The organism is Rhodococcus sp. BP-241 (assembly GCF_019836145.1).
Lineage (GTDB): Bacteria > Actinomycetota > Actinomycetes > Mycobacteriales > Mycobacteriaceae > Rhodococcoides.
In genome coordinates, this window is sequence record NZ_JABUEI010000013.1 from 65660 (window position 1) to 90285 (window position 24626).

Annotated in this window: 22 protein-coding genes; 11 read left to right on the top strand and 11 right to left on the bottom strand. The window is 68.9% G+C overall.

Features of this window, described 5'->3' with window-relative positions:
- Window positions 1-402 precede the first annotated feature (402 nt).
- On the bottom strand, window positions 403-1323 hold the full coding sequence (locus HQ308_RS20290; RefSeq protein WP_308115840.1) for a ParA family protein: 921 nt from the start codon (window positions 1321-1323) through the stop codon (window positions 403-405).
- A 2531-nt stretch (window positions 1324-3854) separates the two neighbouring features.
- Between HQ308_RS20290 and HQ308_RS20295 the strand changes: the two genes are divergently transcribed.
- Together HQ308_RS20295 and HQ308_RS20300 are read left to right on the top strand one after the other, a co-directional pair.
- Entirely contained in the window at window positions 3855-5021 is a 1167-nt protein-coding gene (locus tag HQ308_RS20295) for a site-specific integrase (protein ID WP_222647654.1), read from the top strand.
- On the top strand, window positions 5018-6043 hold the full coding sequence (locus HQ308_RS20300; RefSeq protein WP_222647655.1) for a recombinase: 1026 nt from the start codon (window positions 5018-5020) through the stop codon (window positions 6041-6043). Before HQ308_RS20295 ends, HQ308_RS20300 begins: the two co-directional genes overlap by 4 nt.
- 103 nt (window positions 6044-6146) lie before the next feature.
- Here the strand turns inward: HQ308_RS20300 and HQ308_RS20305 are convergent, their stop codons facing one another.
- The 4 genes from HQ308_RS20305 to HQ308_RS20320 all read right to left on the bottom strand — a co-directional run bounded on the left by HQ308_RS20305 (window position 6147) and on the right by HQ308_RS20320 (window position 9706).
- Window positions 6147-6749 carry a cadmium resistance transporter gene (locus HQ308_RS20305; protein WP_222647656.1) on the bottom strand — a complete coding sequence of 201 codons (603 nt, stop codon included), beginning with the start codon at window positions 6747-6749 and terminating at the stop codon, window positions 6147-6149.
- Window positions 6750-6831: 82 nt separating this feature from the next.
- The gene (locus tag HQ308_RS20310; protein ID WP_222647657.1) at window positions 6832-7377 is read right to left on the bottom strand and encodes a signal peptidase II; all 546 of its coding nucleotides are present in this window, start codon (window positions 7375-7377) and stop codon (window positions 6832-6834) included.
- Window positions 7374-9329 carry a cation-translocating P-type ATPase gene (locus HQ308_RS20315; RefSeq protein WP_222647658.1) on the bottom strand — a complete coding sequence of 652 codons (1956 nt, stop codon included), beginning with the start codon at window positions 9327-9329 and terminating at the stop codon, window positions 7374-7376. The genes HQ308_RS20310 and HQ308_RS20315 overlap by 4 nt, the downstream gene beginning before the upstream one ends.
- Entirely contained in the window at window positions 9326-9706 is a 381-nt protein-coding gene (locus tag HQ308_RS20320) for a helix-turn-helix transcriptional regulator (RefSeq protein WP_222647659.1), read from the bottom strand. Before HQ308_RS20320 ends, HQ308_RS20315 begins: the two co-directional genes overlap by 4 nt.
- A gap of 158 nt (window positions 9707-9864) precedes the next feature.
- Between HQ308_RS20320 and HQ308_RS20325 the strand changes: the two genes are divergently transcribed.
- From HQ308_RS20325 to HQ308_RS20340, 4 genes are all read left to right on the top strand, one after another.
- Window positions 9865-10524 carry a thioredoxin domain-containing protein gene (locus HQ308_RS20325; protein WP_328811748.1) on the top strand — a complete coding sequence of 220 codons (660 nt, stop codon included), beginning with the start codon at window positions 9865-9867 and terminating at the stop codon, window positions 10522-10524.
- Window positions 10499-11137: a vitamin K epoxide reductase family protein gene (locus HQ308_RS20330; protein WP_222647660.1), complete on the top strand. Its 639-nt coding sequence runs from the start codon at window positions 10499-10501 to the stop codon at window positions 11135-11137. The genes HQ308_RS20325 and HQ308_RS20330 overlap by 26 nt, the downstream gene beginning before the upstream one ends.
- 65 nt (window positions 11138-11202) lie before the next feature.
- Window positions 11203-11760, top strand: a complete 558-nt coding sequence (locus tag HQ308_RS20335) for a TlpA disulfide reductase family protein (protein WP_261776392.1) — start codon at window positions 11203-11205, stop codon at window positions 11758-11760.
- The gene (locus HQ308_RS20340) at window positions 11757-12587 is read left to right on the top strand and encodes a cytochrome c biogenesis CcdA family protein (protein WP_222647662.1); all 831 of its coding nucleotides are present in this window, start codon (window positions 11757-11759) and stop codon (window positions 12585-12587) included. The genes HQ308_RS20335 and HQ308_RS20340 overlap by 4 nt, the downstream gene beginning before the upstream one ends.
- Window positions 12588-12713: 126 nt before the next feature.
- Here HQ308_RS20340 and HQ308_RS20345 read toward each other — a convergent pair whose 3' ends face one another.
- From HQ308_RS20345 to HQ308_RS20370, 6 genes are all read right to left on the bottom strand, one after another.
- Entirely contained in the window at window positions 12714-13664 is a 951-nt protein-coding gene (locus HQ308_RS20345; RefSeq protein WP_222647663.1) for a cytochrome c oxidase assembly protein, read from the bottom strand.
- Window positions 13665-13674: 10 nt separating this feature from the next.
- Window positions 13675-14277, bottom strand: coding sequence for a copper resistance protein CopC (locus tag HQ308_RS20350; protein WP_308115841.1), 603 nt, complete (start codon window positions 14275-14277; stop codon window positions 13675-13677).
- Window positions 14278-14429: 152 nt separating this feature from the next.
- Window positions 14430-15374, bottom strand: a complete 945-nt coding sequence (locus HQ308_RS20355) for a M56 family metallopeptidase (RefSeq protein WP_222647664.1) — start codon at window positions 15372-15374, stop codon at window positions 14430-14432.
- Window positions 15371-15724, bottom strand: coding sequence for a BlaI/MecI/CopY family transcriptional regulator (locus tag HQ308_RS20360; protein ID WP_222647716.1), 354 nt, complete (start codon window positions 15722-15724; stop codon window positions 15371-15373). The genes HQ308_RS20355 and HQ308_RS20360 overlap by 4 nt, the downstream gene beginning before the upstream one ends.
- Before the next feature lie 25 nt (window positions 15725-15749).
- Complete coding sequence (locus HQ308_RS20365) at window positions 15750-16547, bottom strand: M23 family metallopeptidase (protein WP_308115842.1); 798 nt, start codon at window positions 16545-16547, stop codon at window positions 15750-15752.
- 371 nt (window positions 16548-16918) lie between these two features.
- Window positions 16919-19024, bottom strand: coding sequence for a bifunctional copper resistance protein CopD/cytochrome c oxidase assembly protein (locus HQ308_RS20370; protein ID WP_222647665.1), 2106 nt, complete (start codon window positions 19022-19024; stop codon window positions 16919-16921).
- A 188-nt stretch (window positions 19025-19212) separates the two neighbouring features.
- On the opposite strand from HQ308_RS20370, the gene HQ308_RS20375 reads away from it, so the two are divergent.
- The 5 genes from HQ308_RS20375 to HQ308_RS20395 all read left to right on the top strand — a co-directional run bounded on the left by HQ308_RS20375 (window position 19213) and on the right by HQ308_RS20395 (window position 24562).
- Entirely contained in the window at window positions 19213-20136 is a 924-nt protein-coding gene (locus HQ308_RS20375) for a cation diffusion facilitator family transporter (protein WP_222647666.1), read from the top strand.
- Window positions 20137-20309: 173 nt separating this feature from the next.
- The gene (gene lnt / locus HQ308_RS20380) at window positions 20310-21944 is read left to right on the top strand and encodes an apolipoprotein N-acyltransferase (RefSeq protein ID WP_222647667.1); all 1635 of its coding nucleotides are present in this window, start codon (window positions 20310-20312) and stop codon (window positions 21942-21944) included.
- On the top strand, window positions 21941-23581 hold the full coding sequence (locus tag HQ308_RS20385; protein ID WP_222647668.1) for a cytochrome c biogenesis protein ResB: 1641 nt from the start codon (window positions 21941-21943) through the stop codon (window positions 23579-23581). Before lnt ends, HQ308_RS20385 begins: the two co-directional genes overlap by 4 nt.
- Entirely contained in the window at window positions 23571-24128 is a 558-nt protein-coding gene (locus HQ308_RS20390) for a hypothetical protein (protein WP_374198549.1), read from the top strand. The genes HQ308_RS20385 and HQ308_RS20390 overlap by 11 nt, the downstream gene beginning before the upstream one ends.
- 110 nt (window positions 24129-24238) lie before the next feature.
- The gene (locus HQ308_RS20395; protein WP_222647669.1) at window positions 24239-24562 is read left to right on the top strand and encodes a DUF4229 domain-containing protein; all 324 of its coding nucleotides are present in this window, start codon (window positions 24239-24241) and stop codon (window positions 24560-24562) included.
- Window positions 24563-24626: the final 64 nt, after the last annotated feature.

The window sequence follows — 24626 nt, forward strand, 5'->3', positions numbered from 1 at the left end:
GAGCAACCCGGCTCGAGCTCGGCGACGCATCGCGCCGGCTGCCCTTGCGCCGCGCGTCAACACGACGGCGTGAACTCGCCCCGTCGTCAACAGTTCTGACCTCCTCGTCAGCAGCCGTCGAGGGTGGCGATGCACTGTTGCCTGGCAACGACTGCGCCGGCGCACCCGAGGCTGTTGAAGAGTCGTCCAATTTTGGTCGATCCGAGTACACGTTGTTCTGGCGGTCACGGTCTGCAATGTCGGTTCCCACCGATACACGTGCCGAGAGATGTTCGCTCGCATCGTTGCTAGAGCCGGTGGATCCAGATTGCGCTATCGACCTGGGTACGTCGATCGGTGGCAAAACGTCACCTAGATCGCCAAGAAGGTTTGGATCGAACGCTGCACGGCGCTTCCGGCCGCTCATGCCGCACCGCCAGGAACGTAGTCACGCTCAGCCCTCGCGACACGACTCAAGATCTCCTTGGTGAGCGACTGGTAGTCACTTGCCAGTCCTGACGGATCGCGAGACCACAACCGCTCCCCTGGTTTGCTCTTCTGACGGAGACGTTGCAAACGGTTCTTCTGATCCATGTCCGCCGCGTGAACGAGTTCGAGAGGTGTGAGGTGCCGCGTACGAAGATCCACCGCGGCAGCACGGTCCGAACGGATGAAGGCTTCGAACGGGTCGGCGCCACTGCCCTCCAGAAGGTCACCAACCTGTTCGAATACCTCGCGATTACGGGCTGTGGCTCGCGGGTTCGTGTCGAACAAGACAACGCCCAGCAGTTGGATTGCCGATCCGGCCTGACGAGCTCGCATGTACCGCAGCGCAAGAAGCTCCACGCCAGACAAGCTCGCGTCGTCGTCCTTGGTTGGGACCAGAAGGTACCGAGCCGTGCCGAGCAGAGCATCGAGAAGAGGAGCGTCACCGGGACCCGAGTCAATGAGCACCAACTCGTACTGCTCGACCTCACACAACGCGTCCAATGTCGAGTCAAGATTCGCCCGCAGGTCGATACCCGTTTGACCAGCGGTTGCAGCCACGGATGCGACTACCGCAAGAGCCGGTCCACCGGGAACGACGTCAAGGTTCGGTCGGACCTCGCGAACTGGCTCTAACGCGTGCGCGAACTGCAACGCCATGCTCAGGCCTCGTCCCCCGTCGCCTTCGACCCCGAGATCGGACGAACTGACGTTGGCCTGCTGATCAGCATCGATAACCAGTACTCGTCGGCCCGCGGCTGCAACCATGCCGGCAACTGCAGAGACGATCGAACTTTTGCCAACTCCGCCCTTCTGATTCGCTACCAGCAGCGTCCGCGAGTTTCCAGATGTCGTCACGAGCCGAAGGTACTGCACTGACGCCCGAAATCAGGCGTGCGACACGGTCCTTGGGCGGACATAGCGACCAGCTATGTGTGCGGTTGTGCGGCTGGCGTGACATAGAGCCTGACAAGACCGCTTGTACACAGCGGTACGGAAGCCTGTGTCGGCGGTTGCCTGCATAGCTTTAAGACAAGCGTGTAGTCAGGCTGGCAACAAGGTTACAAATACAGCAATGCCAACGTCCGACATCAGGGCTCGATGACTGGAGCGTACTCAAGCCTGTTGCTTTGCCGATAGTGCAGCTGTTGACGCAGCCTTGAGCATGTGCACAAACCCGAGCGCTATGTAAGCTTTGCATACGTGCGTGCGGAAAGCAATTGTACCGATCGCATGTAAAACAATCAATAAAGCGCTAAATATGGCTTGATGTATGGCTGTATGTATGGTCTTAGGTGCGGCCGCTGGTGTTTGCGCAGTTCAGACCCAGATTGTGACTTAAATATTACATCGCGTGTGGCGGGTTGGCGCGAACGGCGGGACAGGGCGCGCCTGCGATGTAGAGTCGGGCTGTCGGATTTCTAGGTGCCCCGTTGTCGCAACCGAGAACACTTTCCATAGCCGATCGCGGTAGTGCACGATCGCAAGTCTGCAAATGCCTACCGACTCAACTTTCGTAGTTCAGCCAATCGCGGACCCGGCGGGCGAGTGGTGTTCCCCCCTGAGCTCAACTGGGGGAGTTCGCAGCAAGCCTGCGTTCGATGTATGAGCTCTGACCACCGTCCACAAGAGGCAAGTGTCAGAACCTTAGTAGGGGCTCGAGCAAACTGCTTCGTTGCACGCTGGAGCAAAGTCGGCATCGCGAACCGCTGGTAGCGCCGCTCCCTGATTACTGGCGACCTCTTGAGCCGCATGTCGTGCCCATCGTATGGCGCTGCATATGGCTGTACGTATGGCCTTACCGGGATCCAAACTTGGCTTGGGTGGCCAACGCCTGACCACGTCGCCCAGGCCGACTAGATTGCCCAGCTCGATCGAGCAAGTGTTACCCATGTGTCACTGTGACGAAATGGGACCGTGGGGTGCCCTGGTTTGCTCGGTGTATTGAGCGGCGGCGGAGGTGCGCGCTGATGACGACAGTGCTGTAGGCCAATCGCGTACTGACGCGGCTGACTTCGTGCGCCCGCGAGCGGTGTCTGCGCCGCACCCACCTGCGCAACATGAGAGGGACTTTGTACCTTCGAAGAGGCGAGACGAAACAATTTGGTTTGGGTGGTACGTAATTACCGCCCCCGACGCCTCAACCACCACAGTCTCCGATCCCCCCCGGCGCGACAATGCTCAACGCTTCTCGGTTCCTGCGAGATGGTGAACCGTCGAGCGGGTATCCGCGGTACTGGTTGCGAGCACTCCGCGTTCGACCGGCCACGCCGAGTCGGTTATCAGCGTTGTGGACGAGCTCGATCTGGCTGAAGCGCTGCGGTGGTGGTCGTTGCTGCGCGGGCGCATCCTTGGGGCAACGACCCCGATGGGTAACTACCCGCGAAAGCGCTGCGTGGGCGCGGATAGGGGAGAGGTCCCCGCAGCATGACCGGTTTCGTCGCCGCCGCAGCTGCTCGGCGCTGCGGGCGCCGCGAAATCGGCGCTGTCTGCGAAGACCAGCCGCCCCGAGTCCAGCGCAATCGCCCACCGGCGAGCCGGCGCTCAGGCACGCCCGGACGACTCGGCCGAAAGCACGCCGTTGCCGTAGTCATCGATTATTCGACCGCGCTCGGTGATCCCGGAAGTGTGGTCGGTCATTGTGATCTCAGCACCCAAGGACGGGGTGACCGTGGTGTCATCTCCCAAATCGCGGCTCACAACTGCATTGAAGCAGACGCCGCGGCAAGCCGTGCTGCCCGCCCGCGTCCGTCGGACGCATGTATCTGCGTACGGTCACGACTCGTCGGGGCCGCCCGCTCAAGGACGCGGGAATCGCCACAGACACCGCTTGAGCTGGAGGTATCTTGCAGCGCACGCGGTAGTTGGTCACCGCAGAGTTATTGCGTGCAGCTCGATCGGTCGGCGCTCAGCTGCAACCGATGAAACCTGCTGTAGTCGCATACATTTGCGTTGATTTGAATGACGTTAAGTTCACTTAGCGCAACGTGCTGTGTGAACTGCCAGTTCAGCAGTGCGTGGGACGGTATGTAGGGCGCCATCGACCTCGCGCGAGGCGACATCACCGCAGCCGCCTCGTTGTTCGCGTTCCCGCACATTGGGTGCCACACCCCGAACGACACGGCCCGACTCCCGGATGTGTTCGCTGAACTGGGCATTCATCTTTCACCGTGACCGAAGGGGGTGTGTCGGCGCGGCAACGATCAAGCACAGACATAGGTGTGAGCAGTCTCCGAAGCGTCACGCGGCGGCGATCGCACGTTGTCACCCACCAAATATGTGCGGTGACCAACGAGAATTTCCTTTCCCGCAGCGTCGCCGCCGAAGAGCCAGCTCAGCGTACTTTTGGTCGCGAAGACGTGTCGGAGGCCCGGCATACAGTGCCGGACATGGCACATCAGCAGCCCGGCGACACCTCGAGGCCCGTTCCGGTCGTTCCTGCAGGCGCTGCGGCGACGTTCCCGGACCTGACAACCGACGTCGCCGCGCGGATCGAACGGTCGATGGCCTCGGCGCGGTCTGTGGGAACCCGCCGCGCCTACTCCTCGTCGTGGCGACGCTTCGAGAGCTGGTGTGGGCGCGCCGGGCACCGTCCCCTGCCGGCGCACCCGGCCACCGTCGCGGCGTACCTCGTCGACGCCGCCGACACGGTCACCGCCGACGGGACCCGGGCGTACGCGCCGGCGACGCTGGGGAAATGGGTCGCCGCGATCGCCGACCGCCACCGAAGCAGCGGATGCGAGAGCCCATGCGGCCACGAGATGGTGCGGGCCACCCTCGCCGGCATCCGCCGTGACTACGCCGCGGCAGGGGATCGGCCCCGGAACCCGCGTGCACCGCTGGTGACCGCGGACATCACCGTCATCGTCGATCACGCCCGCCGCAGCGCGACCGGGTGGGCCTCGGAGGTGTTGGAGCGCCGCGACTCGGCGCTGCTGGTGATGGGCTACACCGGGGCGTTCCGGCGCAGCGAACTCGTCGACCTCGAATGCCGCGACGTCCGCCGCGACCGCCTCGACGGAGCCCACGTGCGAATCCGCCGCTCGAAAACCGACCAGGACGGCGTCGGGTCAGTGAAGGCGCTGCCGTTCACCGACCACCACCGCACCTGCCCGGTGTGCGCGTGGATACGGTGGCTGCAAGTGGTGGCCTCGTTCGATGCGGGTGGGCGGGTGGCCGTCATCCGGTTGCTCGGCCGCGCAGTCCCGTTCGAGGTGCACGTGTGCCGAGGTCCGCTGTCCACCGCAAGCGGGCGAGCGCCACTGTTCCGGTCCATCCGCAAGAACGGCAATCTCTCGACGACGGCACTGTCGGGCGCTGCGGTGCACGCGGCGATCCGGCGCCGCGCCGCCGACGCCGGCTACGACGAACACACGGTCGCCCAGTTGGGTGGGCACTCACTGCGCGCAGGATTCGTCACCCAGGCCTTCCGCAACGGGGCCGACGCCCACGCCATCATGCGACAGACCGGCCACACCACCCCCGGCATGGTCGAGATCTACGCCCGCGAGAACGCACCCCTGATCGGCAACGCCGTCACCAGGCTGGGCCTGTGAACGCGGACCGTCAGGAGCTGGGGGGCGCGCTCGGCCCGGCGGGCCTCGACCGATCCGGTTCGTCGACGTGGGCACTGTTCCGCGACTGGTGCGCCGCCACCGAGCGACCGGCTCTGCCGGCGGACCCGTCCACGCTCGCGCAGTTCCTCACCGCTCATCCGGCGGCGGCGTCCACGCAGCGACGCCGCGTCGCCGACATCGACGCCGTGCACCGGCGCAGTGGACTGCCCGAGCCCGGACACGCGGTGACGATCCGGCTGGCGGTGAACGGGCGCCGCCGCGAACTCACCGCTCACTTCCGCGCGGCGGCGACGTCGATGATCGAGACGATCCCGACGCACGGCTGGCCTCACGCGTTGTTCGGCCGCCGCGACGCGATGATCCTGACGCTGGTCGCATCCGGAATGACCTCCACCGAGATCACTGTGTTGCGGCGCGGCGACATCACCATCGACGGCGCGGACCTCGTCGTCCGTGGGAACCATCGCATCACGGAAGATCTGTTCGGTGACCGCAGCGGTCACGGTCCGGTCGCGATCTATCGGCGGTGGGCGCAGGTTCAGTCGATTCTCGACGGTGCTGTGACGAATCGGATGATGGCCGACGCTCTCGACCCGGCTCGTGCAGGGGCCCCGAGGACCGGCGACGCGAGAGAACTGATCCCGGCGGCGCGCGCGAACGACCCGCTTTTGGTGCGCATCGACCGCTGGGGCCACACCCCGTGGGCGCCGGACCCGCTGACCGGAAGGTCAGCGTCGATCCTTGCGAGAGCACACCTGACAGGGCAGTCGCCGACTCATCGCGGACGCATCACGGGGCCGGGCGAAGTCCCCGACACTGCCGACCCGTGGTTCGAGGACGACTTCGTCCTCGATGAGAACTACTACGCGCACGGAACCCTGGCGCGTCGGCGCGCTCACCAGCGACTGTCGGATGTGGGTGCACGACTCGACGAGGTCGAGAATCGCATCGAGGAGCTCCTGCGCAAGATCGACAGCATCGACGTGGCGCCGCCGGGGTAGCGGCCCGCGGAATCCGAACCGTGCCGGGGCGCGATGATCCCGCGAACCGGGGCCCAGCAGTTCATGGAACGGCGCCCAAAGCCGACGGGTGAGCGGATGCGGGTCAGGACGCGGCGGCGACAAGTCGGCCGAGTACTCCGGATTCGAGGAGGATGAAGATACCCAAGCCGATGAACACCGCGGGTACGAGCCAGTGTTCGACCCGTTCGAGAGTGTCGACGACCTTCCTGCGTGTTCCCAAGACACTGCCGGCGTAGCACCAAATTCCGACGCAGATCAGGAACACGGCGATGGTGAGCGCGGTCTGTGGCGCACCGAGTGTCCGGAAGACGGGGGTGTAGACGGCGATGTTGTCGGCGCCGTTGGCGATGGTGATGGCGGCGACACCGGCCATTCCGGTCGCCGCGACCGGGGGGTCGTCCTCGTCGTCGCTACGCAGGCCGCGGATCAGTGTCCACAGGCCGAGCGACAGGGGCAGCACACCGAGCAGCCCGACCCAGTCCTGCGGCACGATGACCAGTCCGAGTGCGGCGACGACACTGATCGCGACGAGGGTGATCAGGCCGAGATACTGGCCGGCGACGATCTGCCAGGCCCGTGGCCGACCCTGGCTGGCGGAGGCGACGAACAGCACGGTCAGCACGACGATGTCGTCGATGTTGGTGCCGGCGAACATGGCGACGGCCGCGGCGATGGTGGTGATCACTGCCGCACCGCTTGACGACAGGATGCCCGGGCGGCGTGTTCGCGCGTGGCTGCGGCGGCCCGTCGTCGACGTCGCGACGCGCTCACGCGGATGTGTCCGATGGAGGTGGGGGATCGGAGTGCGTCGTGCTCTCTCGGAGGGTCGCGATGATGACCAGCACGACTCCGCAGGTGAGGTAGGTGTCGGCGAGGTTGAAGGTGGGCCACCAGCCGGTGTGGAAGTAGTCCGTGACGCGGCCGTCGGCGGCGCGGTCGATCACGTTGGCGGCGGCGCCGGCGACGATCGCCGCCAGTCCCACGGTCCCCGTCGGTGACCCGGCGGGGACGGTGCGCCATGCGTACACGCCGATGGCGGCGGTGATGGTGGCGGTGACGGCGATGATGACCCAGGGCGGCAACCCGTTGCCGACGCTGAAGGCGACGCCGCTGTTGTAGGCGAGCTTCAGTTGGAGTAACCCCAGGTCGATGGCGCGGCCGTCGGAGAGTGCGCGGCGGGCGACGGGGTCGGCTGCGAGTGCGGCCGCGACGAGGACTGCGACGACGATCGTCAGGATTCGCCGGGATCGAGTCGCCGAGCGGCCACCGGTCGAGACACCCGGCATCGGGCCCGAGGTGGGGTTTGGGCTCATATGCGGGCCTGGGCTGCTGCCGGGGCCGGTGCGGGCACCGCTGCGGCGGGCAGGGGGTGGGTGCGGCCGGCGCGGACGCCGTTGGCGATGACCACGATCTCGGCGAGTTCGTGCACCAGCACCACTGCCGCCAGACCCAGGATTCCGAACAGGGCGAGCGGCATCAGCACGATGATGATCGCCAGCGAGAGTCCGACGTTCTGCAACATGATGCGCCGGGATCTGCGCGCGTGAGCCAAGGCGTGCGGCAGGTGCCGCAGATCCTCACCCATCAGGGCGACGTCCGCGGTCTCGATGGCCACGTCTGTGCCCATGGCGCCCATGGCGATTCCGAGGTCGGCGGTGGCGAGTGCGGGGGCGTCGTTGACGCCGTCGCCGACCATCGCGGTCGACCGGCGGCCCTTCAGGTCGCCGATGATGCGTGCTTTGTCCTCCGGTCGCAGATCTGCGTGGACCTCCTCGATACCGACGTCGGCGGCCAGCGCGCGGGCGGTGCGTTCGTTGTCCCCGGTGAGCATCGCGACGTGGTAGCCGTCGCGGCGGAGACCGGCGACGACTTCTGCGGCTTCGGGTCGCAGTTCGTCGCGGACCGCGATCGCGCCGAGGGTGCGGCCGTCCTGTTCGATGAGGACGGCGGTGGCTCCGGCGTGCTGCATCCGTTCCACGTCCGCGGCCAGCGGGCCGGGCTCGATCCACCCGGGCCGCCCGAGTCGGATGTCGGTACCGCGGAGGCGCCCGGTGAGTCCGGCGCCGGTGACGGCGACGACGTCCTCGGCGGGAGTGTGGTCGTCGACGGCGGCGAGGATCGCCGCGGCGAGGGGGTGTTCGCTGCGCACTTCCAGCGCCGCGGCCACGGCGAGGACCTGTTCGCGGGTCGCACCGTTGGCGGTGGCGACGTCGATGACGACCGGCTTGTTGCGGGTCAGGGTGCCGGTCTTGTCGAGCGCGATCGCGCGGATGCGGCCCAGCGTTTCGAGGGCTGCGCCTCCCTTGACCAGGACGCCGAGTTTGCTGGCGGCGCCGATCGCCGCGACGACGGTGACCGGGACGGCGATGGCCAGTGCGCACGGTGAGGCGGCGACGAGGACGACCAGTGCGCGTTCGATCCAGACCCGTGGTTCGCCGAACAGGCTGCCCACGGCGGCGATGAGGGCGGCGGCGACCATGATCGCCGGTACCAGGGGCTTGGCGATCGTGTCGGCCAGCCGCTGCGCCTCACCCTTGCGGGACTGCTCGGCCTCGACGATCCGGACGATCTTGGCCAGCGAATTGTCCTCGGCGCGTGCGGAGATCTCCACCTCGAGCACTCCGGTTCCGTTGATGGCCCCGGCGTACACGTCGTCGCCGGGCCCGGCCTCGACGGGCACCGATTCGCCGGTGATCGCCGAGGTGTCGAGTGCGGTGGTGCCGCGGCGGATGGTGCCGTCGGTGGCGATGCGTTCGCCGGGCTTGACGATCATCATCTCCCCGAGCATCAACTCGGTCGGCGACACCGACTGCTCGCGGCCGTCTCGGCGGACCGTGGCGGTGTCGGGGACCAGGGACAGCAGTGCTCGCAGGCCTCGCCGGGTGCGGGCGACCGCGTACTCCTCGAGGCCTTCGCTGATGGCGAAGAGGAACGCGAGCATTGCTGCCTCGCCGACCTCACCGAGGATCACGGCGCCGACCGCCGCGATGGTCATCAGGGTGCCGACGCCGATCTTGCCGCGGGCCAGGCGCCGGAGTGTCGACGGGACGAAGGTGTAGCCGGCGACGATCAGCGCGAGCGATTCGAGCACCAGGGTGACGCGATCGGGTCCGCCGGTCCACCCGATGATCAGCCCTGCCGCCAGCAGGACACCGGCCAGCGCGGCGGCGCGGATCTCGGTGATCTGCCACAGCGTGTCGGGTTCGTGCTCCTCGTCGCCGTCCGGGCGTGGTTCGTCGTGGCCGCAGCCGCACGCGTCACTCATGCGATCACCGCCGGCCCGGCGGACTCGGTGCCGTAGTTCGGGCACAGCGCCACCGCGTTGCCGGTGGCGGCGAGGAGGTTCTCGGCCGAGGCGAGCAGGTCCAGCAGTTCCGGCCGGTCGAGGGAGTAGAACACCTGTCGACCCTGGGGGCGACCGGTGACCAGGCCGCAGTCCCGCAGGCAGGCCATGTGCGCCGACACCGTCGACTGGGCCAGCCCCAGTTCGCTGACCAGGTCCGCCACACGCACCTCACCATCGGCGAGTCGGCGCACGATGGCCAGACGGGTGGCATCGGAGAGGCTGTGGAACAGCGACACCGCGGGATCGAGTGCCGACGCGGTGCCGCCGAGCAGGCACGCATCAGAATTGATCGTCATTCGGCGATGATAGCAGCGCGATCCGGTGTGATCGGTGTATAGCGATCCAGCGCCTTCGTGGGTCCGACGCGGCCGGCCGACCTCCATGAATTACTATGAGTCGTAGTATTTGGATGCGCAGCGGGTCGCCGGTGCGTCGTCAGTGCAGAGGAGTAAGCGTGACTCGGTCCGTCAAGGTCTCGATGGTTCTGATCGCGGTGTTCGCTGTCGCGCTCGCGTCGTTCGTGTTCTGGAGTTCGTCGAATTCCGGAGCATCGGCGGCGGCCGAGGATGCCGCCGATGACCCGGCGGCGGTGGCGGTGCGGGAGAACAGTCACCGCCTGAGCGACCCGCCGGAGAGTCGGGCGACGTTCGTGGAGTTCCTGGACTTCGAGTGCGAGGCGTGCCGGGCGGCGTACCCGGCGGTGGAGCAGCTGCGCGAGACCTACGGCGACACGGTCACCTTCGTCGTCCGCTACTTCCCGATTCCGTCGCACGCCAACGCCGAGCGCGCCGCGCGTGCCGTGGAGGCCGCCGCTCAGCAGGGCCGGTTCGAGGCGATGTATCAGCGGATGTACGAGACGCAGGCGCAGTGGGGTGAGCAGCAGGCGCCCATGGACAACCTGTTCCGCGAGTTCGGCGCCGGCCTGGGCCTGGACATGACCGCGTACGACGCCGCCTACGACGACCCGGCGACCCTCGAGCGGATCCGCGCGGACGTGGCCGACGGGCAAGCGCTCGGAGTGCAGGGAACCCCGACCTTCTTCGTCGACGGCGTCCGCGTCGAGGCGACCGACATCAGCGATCTCACCGATGCCCTCGACGCCGCTCTGCGCTGACCGCGCCGCTGCGCCCGCGACGACACCGACGCGGCCGTTCACGCGGCTGCTGCCGTGGCTGCTGCTGGCCGCGGGAACGCTCGGGTTCGCCTCCGCCTTCGCGCTGACGGTCGAGAAGTTCACACTCGCATCGAACCCGTCCTACGTCCCGACGTGCAGCATCAACCCGGTCCTGAACTGCGGGTCCGTGATGAGCACCGAGCAGGCGTCGGTGTTCGGATTCCCCAACTCCCTGATCGGCGTCGGGGGATTCGCCGCACTGGGCGCCGTCGGCGCCGTACTGCTCGCGGGAGCGGTGTTGTCCTGGTGGTTCTGGGCAGTGGTGCAGGTGGCGATGACCGCGGCCGTGGTGTTCGTGCACTGGCTGATCGGTCAGAGCCTGTACGAGATCGGGGCGCTGTGCCCGTACTGCATGGCGGTGTGGGCGGTGACGGTGCCGGCGTTCTGGTATGTCACCCTGACCAACCTGGACCGCCTCACCACCGCCCACGGCGGACCCGGGTGGGCGAGAGCGCTCGTGCGCACGCATTCTGTCCCGCTGACCCTGTGGTTCCTCACGCTCGCCGGGCTGATCGCGGTGCGGTTCTGGTCGTACTGGAGCACGCTCGCATGAACGCCCACGCATCGGCTGCAGAACGCCGGGCGCCCCGGCGGATCGTTGGCGCCGCGGCCGCGGCGATGACGGTGGTGCTGGCGCTCTCGGGCTGCGCCGGCGGCTCGGACGCGGTCGCCTCCGGAGGAACGTTCGACTTCGTCGCCCCCGGCGGACAGACCGACATCTTCTACGACCCACCTGGCACCCGCGGCGCGATCGGACCCATGAGCGGACCGGACCTGATGGACACCGCCGCCGTCACCTCGGTGTCGGACTTCGCCGGCAACGTCGTGGTGATCAACCTGTGGGGCCAGTGGTGCGGGCCGTGCCGCGGCGAAGCCGACGACCTCGAACAGGTCTACGAGCGCACCCGCGACCTGGGTGTGAACTTCCTCGGCATCAACGTCCGCGACCTCCAGCAGGACAAGGCGCAGGACTTCGTGATCGACAACAACGTCTCGTACCCCTCGATCTACGACCCCGCGATGCGCACGCTGACCGCACTGGGCGGCAGTTACCCCGCCAGCGTGATCCCGTCGACGCTGGTGCTCGACCGGGACCACCGCGTGGCCGCGGTGTTCATGCGGGCGCTGCTGGCCGAGGACCTGCTGCCCGTCGTCCAACGTGTGGCGGCCGAGTGAACGAGCTTGTGGCGCAGGACATCGGAACACGATTCCAGGACCTCGCCGCGACAGGGCCGCTTCTGTTGGCCGCGGCGGCGTGCGTCCTCGCCGGATTGGTCTCCTTCGCCTCCCCGTGCGTGGTCCCGCTCGTTCCCGGATACGTGTCGTACCTGGCCAGCATCTCCGGCGCAGACCAGCCGACCGCGAACAGCGCGGTCGGTGGGATCGCCGCCGGCGGCGCGGCGCCCACCCTGGCGTCCCGGTGGCGGGTGGTGGGGGCAGCGGCACTGTTCGTGGCCGGATTCACCGTGGTGTTCGTGCTGGCGACGGTGTCGGTGTTCGGTGTCATCGGCACCCTGCGGCTCAATCAGGAACTGCTGCAACGGATCGGGGGTGTGGTCACCATCGTCATGGGGATGACCTTCCTGGGATTCGTTCCGGCGCTCCAACGCGACACCCGATTCGCGCCGCGGCAGATCTCCTCGCTGGCCGGCGCCCCGCTGCTCGGCGGAGTGTTCGCGCTGGGATGGACACCGTGTCTGGGCCCCACCCTCGCCGGTGTGCTCTCCGTCGCCGCCGGCACCGAGGGCGCCACCGCGGCGCGGGGAGTGCTGCTGATCACCGCCTACTGCGTGGGGCTGGGATTTCCGTTCCTGGCGTTGGCGTTCGGGTCGAGTTCGGCGGTCCGCAGCATCGGGTGGCTGCGCCGCAACACCCGGACCATCAAGACCGTCGGCGGGCTGATCATGATCGCGGTCGGGGTCGCACTCGTCACCGGAGTGTGGAGTGTGTTCATCAGCTGGATCCGGGACGAGTTCGTCACCTCGGTGATCCTGCCCATCTGACCTGCACCCCGCCGCCCGGACCGCGCACCGTCGCCGTTCGACGACTGTGTCGATGGTGTGACTCCCGGGATCGTTCACCACGGTCGGCCCTCGGTACCGGCGCGGGCGGGGGGCAGTTCGAGCCGGTCACCGGACGCGGCGTTCCCCGGTGGCGAGGGAGTGCAGATACGCGTTGTACGCCAGGTGTGCGGAATCGTCGTCCGAGTGCGTCGACGACGGCGCCGATCTCGACGTCTCGTGCTTGTGCCACGCGATGCAGAAGATCACCACAACCAGCAGTGCGACGGGTTCACCGTACGACCACGCCAACGCTCCGGCGAGTTTCTGATCGGCCACCGGATCCAGGTCCCAGTCCTCCGGCGGGGAAGCGAACGTGGCGAGCATCGGGGTCGTCGACATCATCAGGATGACTCCGAAGAACACGTGCAGCGGCATCTCGACGAACAGATCGAACAGCCGACCCAGGTAGCTCTGCCGGATCGGCAGCGGCCCGACCGCCAGCACCGGGACGATGAACACCAGCCCGCTGAGCAGGAAGAAGACCTCGATGGAGGTGTGCCCGAGCACGGTCGAGGCGAGCGCGTCGAACAACGACGACAGATACAGCCCGTAGTAGCTGAACAGGAACAGCGGAATCGTCACTCCGGGATGTAGCGCGAGACGTCCCGCTCGGCTGCGCAGTCCCCACAGCGCCGCGACCAGCACGGCCCGACCCGCTCCGTGATGCGCGGCGCTGCGCAGCAGCAACCTGCCGGGCGAGCCGACCACCAGCAACGGGGGGACCGCCATCGACAGCGTCAGGTGCTGGAACATGAAGATGCTGAACACTTCGTAGCCGTAGCGTTCGATCTGCAGACCCGTCACCGCCGCCAACGCCGCACACCCGGCGAGGAAGCTCGCCGTACGCCACCGCGGCCACGCCCGCCCGGTCCGCCGCACCCGGTACACACCCCAGCAGTACAGGCCCGCCATGACGGCGGCGGCCAGAGGGAGGATCGGTAGCGGCGGCACGTCCCACGACAGCAGCGCGCCGAGGTCCGGGGGAGCCTGTGGGAGGTCGACGATCGACGACGTCATCTGCGCGGCGTCACGGCTTGTTCTTCTTGCGGATCACCAACGTGACGGCGATCGCTCCCAACCCGAGGACGGCGATACCCAGCGTGGTCAACAGCACCGCGGTGTCCTGCTTGGGTTCGCGTTCGCCTTCGCTGGCCGCGGGATCTCGCGGGTCGTAGGCCGGCGCGGCGGTGGTCGTCGGTGTCGCGGCGGCGCCCGCGGCAGCAGGGGCGTCGGTGGGGGAGGGCGACGAGGGGGCGTCGACCGGGTCGAGGGAGGTCACCGTGAAGTCGTACGAGCCGGTGATGGGGTGACCGTCGGCTGAGGTGACGCGGTAACCGACGGTGTAGCGGCCGACGGGGGCGCCCTCGCGTACCGACACCGTCACGGTGGGGCCGTCGACATCGGTGTCGCCCTGCGCCCACTGCTCGTTGCCCGGTCCCACGACGCTGACCGTGGCAAAGGATTCGTTGATGTCCTGGTTGAAGACCAGTTCGACCCCGATGGGGGCGTAGTCCAGTGCCTGACCGGCTTCGGGGTTGGAGCTGATCAGTTCACTGTGCGCCGCGGCGGGCGCTGCTCCGAGCAGCGCGAGACCGACCGCCAACATCAGGGCCATGACACTGCGTTTCACCGGTACGTCCTTCATCTGTCGCGGCGACCGACGCGCACCCCACACGGTGGGCGTCGCGGGTCTCGGGGTCGGGAAGGGGGGGCGTCCCTCTTACCGGGCGGCGGCGCCGCGGACCCAGCGTATCGGAAATACTATGCGGCGTAGTTTTCGGGTCAGGACTGCAGGACCAGGCAGAGCAGCGCCGAGAAGGTGCTCAATGTCAGGGCCGCGGCGGCGACGACGAGCACCGGCAGGACGGCGACGGCAGCATGGGCGGTCGAGGTGGTGTGCGTGATCGACCCGTCGAGTCGTCGAATCCGGTCGCGCGTGGTCTCGTTCATCAGCCCCAACGCCCAGGACGGGCGGATCGACTCCGCGCCGGAGACGGTGGCCAGGGCTGAGCTCACCGCGGCGGCGCTGGTCGCGCCGGCCGCACTCCGGTCGGCGGCATGCTCGACCAGGACCCGGATCGCGCCCGGCGCCGCGCCGAACAGGGGAATGCGGGGAAAGGCGGCGGCGAGGGTTTCGGCGGCGGCGACGATGGCGTGGTGCCGCCCGCGCAGATGCGCACGCTCATGCGCCAGCACGGCGTCCTGCTGGTCGTGGTCGAGGTGCTCGCGCAGACCCTCGGTGGCGACGATGAACCCCGGGCGCCCGCTCACGCTGTAGGCCAAGGGCAGCGGGTGGTCCAACCACAGCACACGCTCGGGACCCGTCCCGACGCGCGCGACGACCGAGAGCAGGTCGCGGTGCCGTTCCCGGACGAGGCTGCGGGCTCGCCGCTGCGAGCGCGCCGACCGCGCCAGTCGTGCCGTCGCCCCGGCAGCCAGGGCGGCCGAGGTCACAGCTGCGGCTTCTCCGACCCACGGCCGTGCGGTGTGCAGCAGGCTGCTCGCACACGAGACAGCCAGTTCCACCAGCCCCTCGGCGGGGGCGTGATCGGGCCAGAGAAGAACTGCCAGCGCCGCGGCGAGCAGGACGAACACCGCCGCGACGCTGCTGATCCACGCGGTGAGAGCGAGGGACGGGGCCACACTCCGGGTGAGGGCGTCGAGCCAGTACGGGCCCGCAGTGGCCAGGGTGAGCGCCGCGATCACCAGGACCGCTGCGGCGATCATCGCTCGGCCTCGGGGAGGTGGGCGCGAAGGGCGTCGAGTTCGCGTGCGGAGGCGGTCTTCGCGAAGTGCATCAGCACCGCCGCGGAGTCGCCGCTGGTGTCGAGGATGTCCCGCAGCGCCTGCGAGGTCGCTTCGGCGCGGGTCTGCACCGGGGAGTAGATGTAGGCGCGGGAGAGCTTGGTGCGGTGCACCCACCCCTTCTCGTGCAGATGCGTCACCACGGTCAGGACGGTGGTGTAGGCCAGGTCGCGGTCACTGAGCAAGTCACGCAGCTCGTGCACCGACTTGGGGGCATCGCTCTCCCACAGCACGTTCATCACCGCTGCCTCGAGGTCGCCGAGCCTCTTCATCACTGTCAGTTCTCTCTGCCGTCCGTCACTGCGCGCCGTTCGTCGTCTGCCCCACGCTGACCCCCCGCGCTGCGAGCCAGGTGGTGGGATCAGACTTCGCCCCGTCCGCCTGCCACACCTCGTAGTGCAGGTGCGGCCCGGTGGACTGACCGCGATTGCCCACCGTAGCAATGAGATCTCCGGCGGCGACTCGTTGTCCTGCGCTGACGAGAGCCTCGTCGATGTGACCGTAGACGCCGATGGTCCCGTCGTCCTGGCGGATGCGCACCCACAGTCCGAACCCGTCCGCCGGGCCGGCCTCGATGACTACCCCGTCGGTGACCGAGACGATGGGGGTGCCGATGGTGTTGGCGATGTCGAGTCCGTAGTGGGTGCTGCCCCACCGAGGGCCGTAGGCGGAGGTCACGGTCCCCGACACCGGAGACGCGGTCAGCGGCCTGCGGGCGATGGCCTCGCGCAGCGCCTGCTCCGCCTGACGCAGGCCTCCCTTCGCCAGTTGATCGGTCAGCTCACGCGCTGTCCGGTCGAGATCGGGCAGCGCCAGTATCTGCGGGGGAGCAGGCAGTGACGGAGCGGGGCTCGGGGTGGTCGCCGGTCCGAACTCGGCGGCCGCGGTCTCGGTGGGCGCCGCCGAGCTCGACTCGGGGAAGCCGGCGGCCGCCGACAGGACGGCGCCGACGGCGATCGAGACGACGATGGTGCGGCCACCCACCGCCGGGGCGGGTCGACGATGCGCCCCGCGGCGCCGCGGAGTTCCCGCTGCTCGGGTCGGGATCGCCGCGGTGGTGGGCGGTGTGGTGGTGGGCGGCGCGGTGGTGGGCACTACCGCCGGGTCCCTGCGCCGGGGTGCTCGGACCCGGGGGAGAGGCGCTGCGAGACCGGCACCCCCGGCCGGTCCGGTCCGGGAAGTCGACGGGGCGTCCCAGCTCGGGCCTCGGGTCGGTGGGCAGGCCGTCGGGGCGTCCCGCACGAGTTCGTGGCCTCGCACGGGCGGGATCGGGGCTCCCCAGCCGGGGCCGCGGGTCGGTACGGAGGGCCACGTCTCGTCGAGCAGATCGGGTTTACGGTGACGAGCCAAGATCGTGATCCTCAGGGGTGCGGGTCTCGTGATTCGGTAACGAAACGGTGACGGTCAGGCCACAGTACAACTATTCAGCATAGTTTTTCCATCGCTCCCGAGTCGGGCGCCGCCGGTCAGTCGTCCTCGGGAGCGCCCGCCGCCGCGGTTCCCCGCCGACCACGCCCGACGGTCTCCACGCGTTCGCCACTGCGCCCGTCGGTCTCGACGCGTCCGTGACCGCCGTTCGTCGGCAGGGCGCCGAGCATCTCGTTGTACGCCGCGAGTTCGCGATCCTCGTCGTCGTCGTCGGTCCGCCGATCCGACGCCGACCACCGCACGGCGGCGAGGACGGCGGCGAGCAGCAACGGGAGCTCGCCCAGTGCCCAGGCGAGATTGCCCGCCCGGCGCTGATCGGCGAGCAGGTCGGTGTTCCACTCCAGCCGGAGGTTCTCGTAGTACGCCGCGGCGACGGCGGTGTCGGTGTCGATCAGGGCGACGACGAAGGACGCGAAACCGCCCAGGAGCAGGAAGGTGGCAAGGAGACGCGTGGGGCCGCCGACTCGGCGGGGGACGGGATCGAGGCCGATCGTCGACCAGAAGAACGCCAGTCCCCAGACCAGCAGCCAGGCGCGGACGATGATGCCGGCGACGTGGGAGTCCGCGGCCGCATCGAAGAGACCGCCGCGGTAGATCACGAACAGGCTCACCAGCAGCACGGTGGCCGACACCCACGGCGAGGAGGCGAACCGGGTGATCCGACTGCGGAACATCGACAGCAGGAAGTGTCGCCACCCCAGTGCCCCGTCCTGCGGCGCAGCGGTCGGTGTCACGGAGGCCACGAGGGTGATCGGGCGCCCCAGGACCAGGAGCATCGGGGCCAGGATCGTGGTGGCGACGATGCTCGCGATGTGGGCGCTGAACACGGCGGGGGCGTAGAGCCCGACGCCGGAGGACGTGGCGAGCAGCATGACTGCGGCGCCGGCGATCCAGCTGGCGGTCCACCGTCGGCGCCAGTGCAGGCCCAGGCGGCGTCGGCGGCGGGCGGCGAGGAGGTAGATCACGACGGCCAGGACCGCGGCCGAGCCGAACAGCAGGTCGATGCGCCAGTCGAACACCGCGCGGGCCACCGTGAGGGGTCCGTCGAGGGCGAAGCCCAGCACTTCCTCGTGGGCCTGTGGCAGGCCCTCGTCCTCCGGCGCCGGCGGCGGCGTCCGGCCCAGTGCGACGGCCAGGGCCACCGTGGCCAGGAGGACGAGCGTCTCGACGACCGACAGGCGCAGGAACGCCCGGCGACGGTCGACCGTGTCGGACGGCCGCGAGAGTGCGCCGATCAGGTGGCGTCGCTGGCGCCACCCGAAGACGCCGAGCGCGATCAGCGCCGCCGCCTTGCCGAGAACCAGGATTCCGTAGGTCGATCCCCACAACGCCGTCACCGGTACGCGCACCGCGGCATTGACGACACCGGAGACGGCGATGACGGCGAAGGCGACCGTCGCGAAATGCGAGTACCGCTGCGTCGCCCGCGCCACGTCGTCGCCCCGGCGACCGGCGTGGGCGAGCAGTGCGAGCAGTCCGCCGATCCACACCGCCGCCGCCGCGATGTGCAGGATCAGCGAATCGGTGGCGATGTCGTGATCGCCGCCGGTGGAGGAGTGCCCGGACACCGCGCGGGGCATGAGCGTGAGCACCGCGCCCGCGAACAGTGCGGGCATCACTGCGTGGGTGAGGGCGGACCGGCAGATCACGGCGACGACGGCGGCCAGTACCGCGGTCGCCGCCCACGCCGCGGCAGTGTCCACGTCCGCCACCGCGGCGGCGAACAGAGCAGGTTGCGCCGCGACCTCGGAGATCGGTCGACCCGAGGCATCGGACAACGTCAGCGGCACCAGCAGCGCGGCGCACACGGCCCACGCCGACATCGCCGCCGCCGCCGTCCGCGCCGCGAGGTAGCCGTCGAGGTCGAGGACACCTGTTCGCTGCGGCGGGAGGACGAACGCGGACAGCAGCAACGACCCGACGGCGATGGCGGCGCAGACCTCTCCGGCGGCGGTCAGCGCCGGGATGCCGAGCGTGGTGAGCAGTCCCGGGTCGGGCAACCCCAGCAAGGACAACGCCTGCGACGTGGAGCGACTCGCCAGGGCAGCGGCCAGAACGCCCGCTATCACCGGGGCCGCGGTCAGTGCTGCGGCGACCAGTTGGCGCCCCTGCGCGGCGCCTCTGCGGGCGGTGTCGGTCGGCATCGGTCTGCACCCCTTCTCGGTGGCCCGTCCCAGGCGCCCGGGACCGAGACACCGCGACGAGAACCCTGTTCTACTACGGAGCATAGTTGTTGTGGAGGTGCGGCCCTCCCGCCCGCAGGCCCTTGCATACATGCGCATCCGTGCATATGTTGTCCGGACGGCCGACCAGGGTCGACGAAGGAGGAGCTGTGGGACACGGACACGGACACGGTGTAGGCGACAAGGATCCGGTGAGCGCCTCCGGCGCTCACCTCACGCGGTTGTGGATCGCGGTCGGGCTGGGATGCGCCACGCTGATCACGCAGGTGGTGGTCGGGCTGTCCACCTCGTCGCTCGCGTTGCTGTCCGATTCGGCGCACGTGTTCACCGACGTCTTCGGCATCCTGATGGCCGTGGTCGCGATCTCCCTGGCCCGACGAGGATCGGCGCGTTCGGACCGCACCTTCGGGCTCTACCGCGCCGAGGTGTTCGCGGCGTTGTTCAACGCGATCCTGCTCTTCGCCGTGGCGGGATGGATTCTCTACGAAGCGGCCCAGCGCATCTCCGATCCCCCCGAGGTGGCGGGTGTACCGGTGATGGCCGTCGCGACGTTCGGACTGCTGATGAACATCGCCGCCTTCCTCCTGCTGCGCAGCGGCGCGAAAGAAAGCCTGAACGTGCGCGGCGCGTACCTCGAGGTGATGGCCGACATGCTCGGATCCGTCGGAGTCCTGATCAGCGGCCTGGTCACCGTGCTGTTCGGCTGGCGATACGCCGACCCGGTCATCGGCGTCGCCATCGGCCTGTTCGTGCTGCCCCGCGCCTACTCCCTCGGGCGCAGTGCCCTGCGGATCCTGCTGCAACACGCACCCGCACGGCTCGACATCGACGAGGTGACGGCGGCGCTGGCCGCAGTGGACGGAGTCCAGGACGTCCACGACCTGCACGTGTGGACCCTCACCTCGGGCATGGAGGTGGCCTCGACGCACATGGCGGTGCACGACGGGGTCGAGCCGGCCGCGGTGCTGGCCCGGGCGCGGGAGATCCTCGCCGACCGCTACGGTCTCGAACACGCGACCATCCAGGTCGAGCCGGTCCAGGGACAAGGGCGGTGCTCCGAACTGTCCTGGTGACCAGGGACGCATCACGCCGCTCTCACACCAGGGCAGCAGGTGCACCGACGCGCCTGTGGTCGACCGTGTGTCCCGTTCCGTGAGGCGCAGGCCGCCGACCCGAAAATACTATGTATCGTAGTAATTGAGGGGCGGGTGTCGTCCTGTGTCCACGGATGTGACCGGGGGAGTGCATGACGACAGAGACCCTCGCTGCGGGCGACCCCGCCCGCAGCGGAGCCCGCCCCGGGGATCTGCGCGCACGCGCACTGCGCGCCCTGCTCGTCCGCGGCGGCGGAGCAGCCCTGTCCGGGGGACTGCTGTGGGCCGGGTTCCCGCCGCGCGACTGGTGGTTCCTCGCCGTCATCGCCCTCGCGATCCTGACCGCGGTCCTGCGCGGAGTCGGCGTCCGAGCGGGCGCAGCCTACGGCGCCGTGGCCGGCGCAGCCTTCTTCGTTCCGCTGCTGCCGTGGGTGGGTGAATACGTCGGCGCCGCACCGTGGTTGGCGCTCGCCGTCATCCAGGCAGGCTTCGTCGCGCTCTTCGGTGCAGCAGCGGCCGCGCTGTGGCGACTACCCGCGGCGCCACTGTGGATCGCGTGCGCCTGGGTCGGCGCCGAGGCGGTCCGATCCCGCGTCCCGTTCGGCGGTTTACCCTGGGGCCGCACCGCATTCGGACAGGCGGAAGGTCCCCTGTTGCCGCTGGCGGCGTGGGTGGGCGCTCCGGGCATCGGCTTCGTCGTCGCCCTCGTCGGCGCGGCGACGACCGCCGCCGCCGCCGAGGTGATGGGTCGGCGCCGCGTCGCGCAGCTCATCGGCCCACTCGGCGCGATGGCACTCGTGCTCGCCCTCACCGCGGCCGCGGCAACGGCCACGACACCGCAGTCGGCTCCCGCCGATCGTCGCGAAGTGACTCTCGCGCTGGTGCAGGGCAACGTCCCTCGGGCCGGACTGGACTTCAACGCCCAGCGCCGCGCCGTGCTCGACAATCACGTGGCGCGGACGCTGGAGCTCGCCGCGGACATCGACGCGGGCAGGGCGCTGCGCCCGAGCCTGGTCATCTGGCCCGAGAATTCCTCGGACATCGACCCGCTGCGCAACCCGGACGCCGCCGCGGCCATCACCGGCGCGGCCCGCGCGGTGGGTGTCCCGATCCTGGTCGGCGCCGTCCTGCGGCGCGGCGACGGCACCACCACGAACACCTCGATGGTGTGGGACCCGGTGACCGGACCGGCGGACACCCACGACAAGCGCCAGCTCGTGCCGTTCGGTGAGTACCTCCCGCTGCGCCCGCTCGTCACCGCCCTGGTCCCGTCGGCCGCCCGCGCCGGCAACTTCGTCCCCGGCAACGGTGACGGTGTCGTCGAGATCGCCGGTCTGCGTGTCGCGGTCGCCACCTGTTACGAGGTGGCGTTCGATGCGCTCGTCACCGATGCCGTCCGCACCGGCGCCCAGCTCATCGCGGTCCCGACCAACAACGCCACCTTCGGGCGCACCGAGATGACCTACCAACAACTGGCGATGTCGCGGGTGCGCGCGGTCGAACACGGACGCAGTGTGGTCGTCTCGGCCACCAGCGGTGTCAGCGCGATCATCGACCCCACCGGCGAGGTCACCCAACGCACCGACCTGTTCACCCCCGCCGCCCTCGTGGCGACCCTGCCCCTCGGCGACGAGCTGACTCTCGCGACCAGACTGGGCAGCGCACCCGAAGGCGCCGCCACCGCAGCGGCCGTCCTGGCGCTGATCGCCGCGTCCATCGCGGCGCGGCGAACCCGACGTGGAACACCGAACCCCGCCGGTGCACCCGCGCAGGTGGCCGGCACATGACGACGCCCGTACAGAACCGCCCGGATGCGCGGCCCACCACCGCACGCAGCGCCGCCGCGACCGTCCGCAACACCTGGCGGCGCCTGACGTCGATGCGCACCGCCCTGATCCTGCTGTTCCTGCTCGCGCTCGCAGCGATCCCCGGGGCACTGTTCCCGCAGCGAGACCTCAACAGTCAGGCGGTGGCCGACTACATCGCGTCCCGACCGGCGATCGGCCCCGCCCTCGACGCACTCGGGGTGTTCGACGTCTTCTCGAGCGCCTGGTTCACCGCCATCTACACCCTGCTGTTCGTCTCCCTCATCGGCTGCCTGCTCCCGCGGGTGGTCGACCATGCCCGCGCACTGCGAGCCCGACCGGTCGCGGTGCCGCGCAACCTCGGTCGTCTGACCCTGCACCGCGGCGGTGCCCGCGCCGGCGGCGGGCCCAGAGAGATCGCCGACGAGATCCGCACGCACCTGCCGCGGTGGCGGACCGAGACCAGGACCGAGCCCGACGGCGCCGTCACCGTCTCGGCCGAGAAGGGTTACACCCGCGAAGCCGGCAACCTGATCTTCCACTTCTCCCTGGTCGGGGTCCTCGCCGCCGTCGCGATCGGCAAGATCGTCGGCTACGAAGGATCGGTGATCGTCGTCGCCGACAACGGACCCGGGTTCTGCAACACCTCACCCGCCGTCTACGACTCCTTCCGCGCGGGCAGCGCCGTCGACGGAACCGGCCTGGACCCGTTCTGCGTGCGCGTGAAGAACTTCACCGCCGACTACCTGCCGAACGGGCAGGCCGAGATGTTCACCTCCGACATCTCCTACCAGAGCGGCTCCGACCTGACAACCGGCACCTGGAGCGACTACCAACTGAAAGTCAATTCACCTCTGCGACTGGGAAACCAGCGGGTGTACCTCACCGGACACGGCTACGCACCCACCTTCACCGTCACCTTCCCCGACGGCCAGACCCGCACCGAGACAATACAATTCCGGCCCGACGACGCCACCACATTCCTCAGCAGCGGCGCCCTACGCATCGACCCACCCGGCGGCTCCTACACCGACCCGGACGAGCGGCGCCGCAACCAGATCGCCATCGAAGGGCTCTTCGCACCCACCGCGGAATTCAACGGCGCCCTCCTGAGCTCCCGATTCCCCGAGATGACCGACCCCGCAGTGGCCATCGACATCTACCGCGGCGACGCCGGACTCGACACCGGGATCCCCCAGTCCATCTTCGCGCTGGGCACCTCGATGATCGAACAGGGGCGCCTGGTCAAACAGGACCGAGTCAACCTGCGCCCCGGCCAGTTCGCCACCCTCGACGACGGCACCACCGTCCGATTCGACGGCGCAAAAGAGTTCGCCAACCTCCAAGTCGGATACGACCCCACCCAGAAATGGGTCCTCGTCTTCGCCACCACCATGATGCTCGGACTCGTCGTCTCCCTCACCATCCGGCGCCGACGAGTCTTCGTTCGCATCCGCCCCACCGGCACCGGGCACGCCGAGGTGCAGATGGCCGGACTGGCCCGCACCGACCACGCCGGGTGGGGACCGGAATTCGACACCCTCGCCGACCGGATTCTCCCCGAGCCCACGACCACCACACACCCACGACAGAACGGTCCGGAAGATCATGCTCACTGACACCTTCCGCCGCCGCCCCTCCACCGCACCGAACACGAATCCGGCCGAACCGGGGCGCGCGCAGAACTCCGCACCACACGAGACAGCCGCGTCGGCGCCCGGCCACGACGGAGCACCGCAACCCACGATGAGACGCCCCGCCCTCGTCGTCCTCGTCGCCGCGGCGTTCACGGTGTGCCTGATCCTCGGGTACTGGCAATGGGACCGGTTCACCTCCACCGGGGGCACCGGACAGAACCTCGGCTACACCTTCCAGTGGCCGCTGTTCGCCGCGTTCGTCGTCTTCGCCTACCGCCGCTTCGTGCACCTCGAGGACTCCACCAGCACGACGACCACCGAGCCGCCCCCGGCGTCGGCAGTCACGGAGATCCCGATAGACGTGCTCCCGCCGCGCGTGAGACTGGCGCCGTCGGACACCCTCGGAACCGACACGGAATCGCGCCAGATGGCGCAGTACAACACTTATCTCGCCGAACTCGCGGCACGCTCGGACGCGGACGCGGACGCAGCAACCAAGCAGGTACCGCCGGCGGCACCCCACGACTGACTCACGTCGCAGTGCCGCTCACGCCTGCGACCACGTCGCCTCGTCGGCCGGCCGGGCCGACGACAAGCGCCAACCGATGACCGACAGGACGACAGGACGACAGGACGACGATGCCACTCATCCGGACACCCGCGACAGCGAAAGGCCGGCTCGTCCGGCACGTGCTGGCCTACAACGCTGCACGTCTGGCTCTCGTCGCCGTCGCGGCGGGAGTAATCGTCGTCGTCGATGCCCTGACAGGTCTCGATCTCCCTGTCGTGCTCGTCCTGCTCATCGCGCTGGCGACGAGTCTGCCGCTGTCGGCGTTCGCACTGAGACAACTACGTCGAACGATCAACGCTGACATCGAGGCGGTGGATCGAGAACGTTCGGCCACACGATCAGCCCCCCGCAGCGCACCAGCACCCCGCCGGAACACCGACAAACGAGCATGAGCGCGGCGACCCTGCTGCAGGTCGACCATGCTGTTCGACGAAGTGCGGGACGGTCACCGACGCT

What these genes read in the sequence shown, in the direction of transcription:
- HQ308_RS20295 (WP_222647654.1), top strand. Translation starts at nt 3,855, where the DNA reads ATGGCACATCAGCAGCCCGGCGACACCTCGAGGCCCGTTCCGGTCGTT.
- HQ308_RS20310 (WP_222647657.1), bottom strand. Translation starts at nt 7,377, where the DNA reads ATGAGCCCAAACCCCACCTCGGGCCCGATGCCGGGTGTCTCGACCGGT.
- HQ308_RS20315 (WP_222647658.1), bottom strand. Translation starts at nt 9,329, where the DNA reads ATGAGTGACGCGTGCGGCTGCGGCCACGACGAACCACGCCCGGACGGC.
- HQ308_RS20320 (WP_222647659.1), bottom strand. Translation starts at nt 9,706, where the DNA reads ATGACGATCAATTCTGATGCGTGCCTGCTCGGCGGCACCGCGTCGGCA.
- HQ308_RS20330 (WP_222647660.1), top strand. Translation starts at nt 10,499, where the DNA reads ATGCCCTCGACGCCGCTCTGCGCTGACCGCGCCGCTGCGCCCGCGACG.
- HQ308_RS20335 (WP_261776392.1), top strand. Translation starts at nt 11,203, where the DNA reads ATGACGGTGGTGCTGGCGCTCTCGGGCTGCGCCGGCGGCTCGGACGCG.
- HQ308_RS20345 (WP_222647663.1), bottom strand. Translation starts at nt 13,664, where the DNA reads ATGACGTCGTCGATCGTCGACCTCCCACAGGCTCCCCCGGACCTCGGC.
- HQ308_RS20355 (WP_222647664.1), bottom strand. Translation starts at nt 15,374, where the DNA reads ATGATCGCCGCAGCGGTCCTGGTGATCGCGGCGCTCACCCTGGCCACT.
- HQ308_RS20360 (WP_222647716.1), bottom strand. Translation starts at nt 15,724, where the DNA reads ATGAAGAGGCTCGGCGACCTCGAGGCAGCGGTGATGAACGTGCTGTGG.
- HQ308_RS20370 (WP_222647665.1), bottom strand. Translation starts at nt 19,024, where the DNA reads ATGCCGACCGACACCGCCCGCAGAGGCGCCGCGCAGGGGCGCCAACTG.
- lnt (WP_222647667.1), top strand. Translation starts at nt 20,310, where the DNA reads ATGACGACAGAGACCCTCGCTGCGGGCGACCCCGCCCGCAGCGGAGCC.
- HQ308_RS20385 (WP_222647668.1), top strand. Translation starts at nt 21,941, where the DNA reads ATGACGACGCCCGTACAGAACCGCCCGGATGCGCGGCCCACCACCGCA.
- HQ308_RS20390 (WP_374198549.1), top strand. Translation starts at nt 23,571, where the DNA reads ATGCTCACTGACACCTTCCGCCGCCGCCCCTCCACCGCACCGAACACG.
- HQ308_RS20395 (WP_222647669.1), top strand. Translation starts at nt 24,239, where the DNA reads ATGCCACTCATCCGGACACCCGCGACAGCGAAAGGCCGGCTCGTCCGG.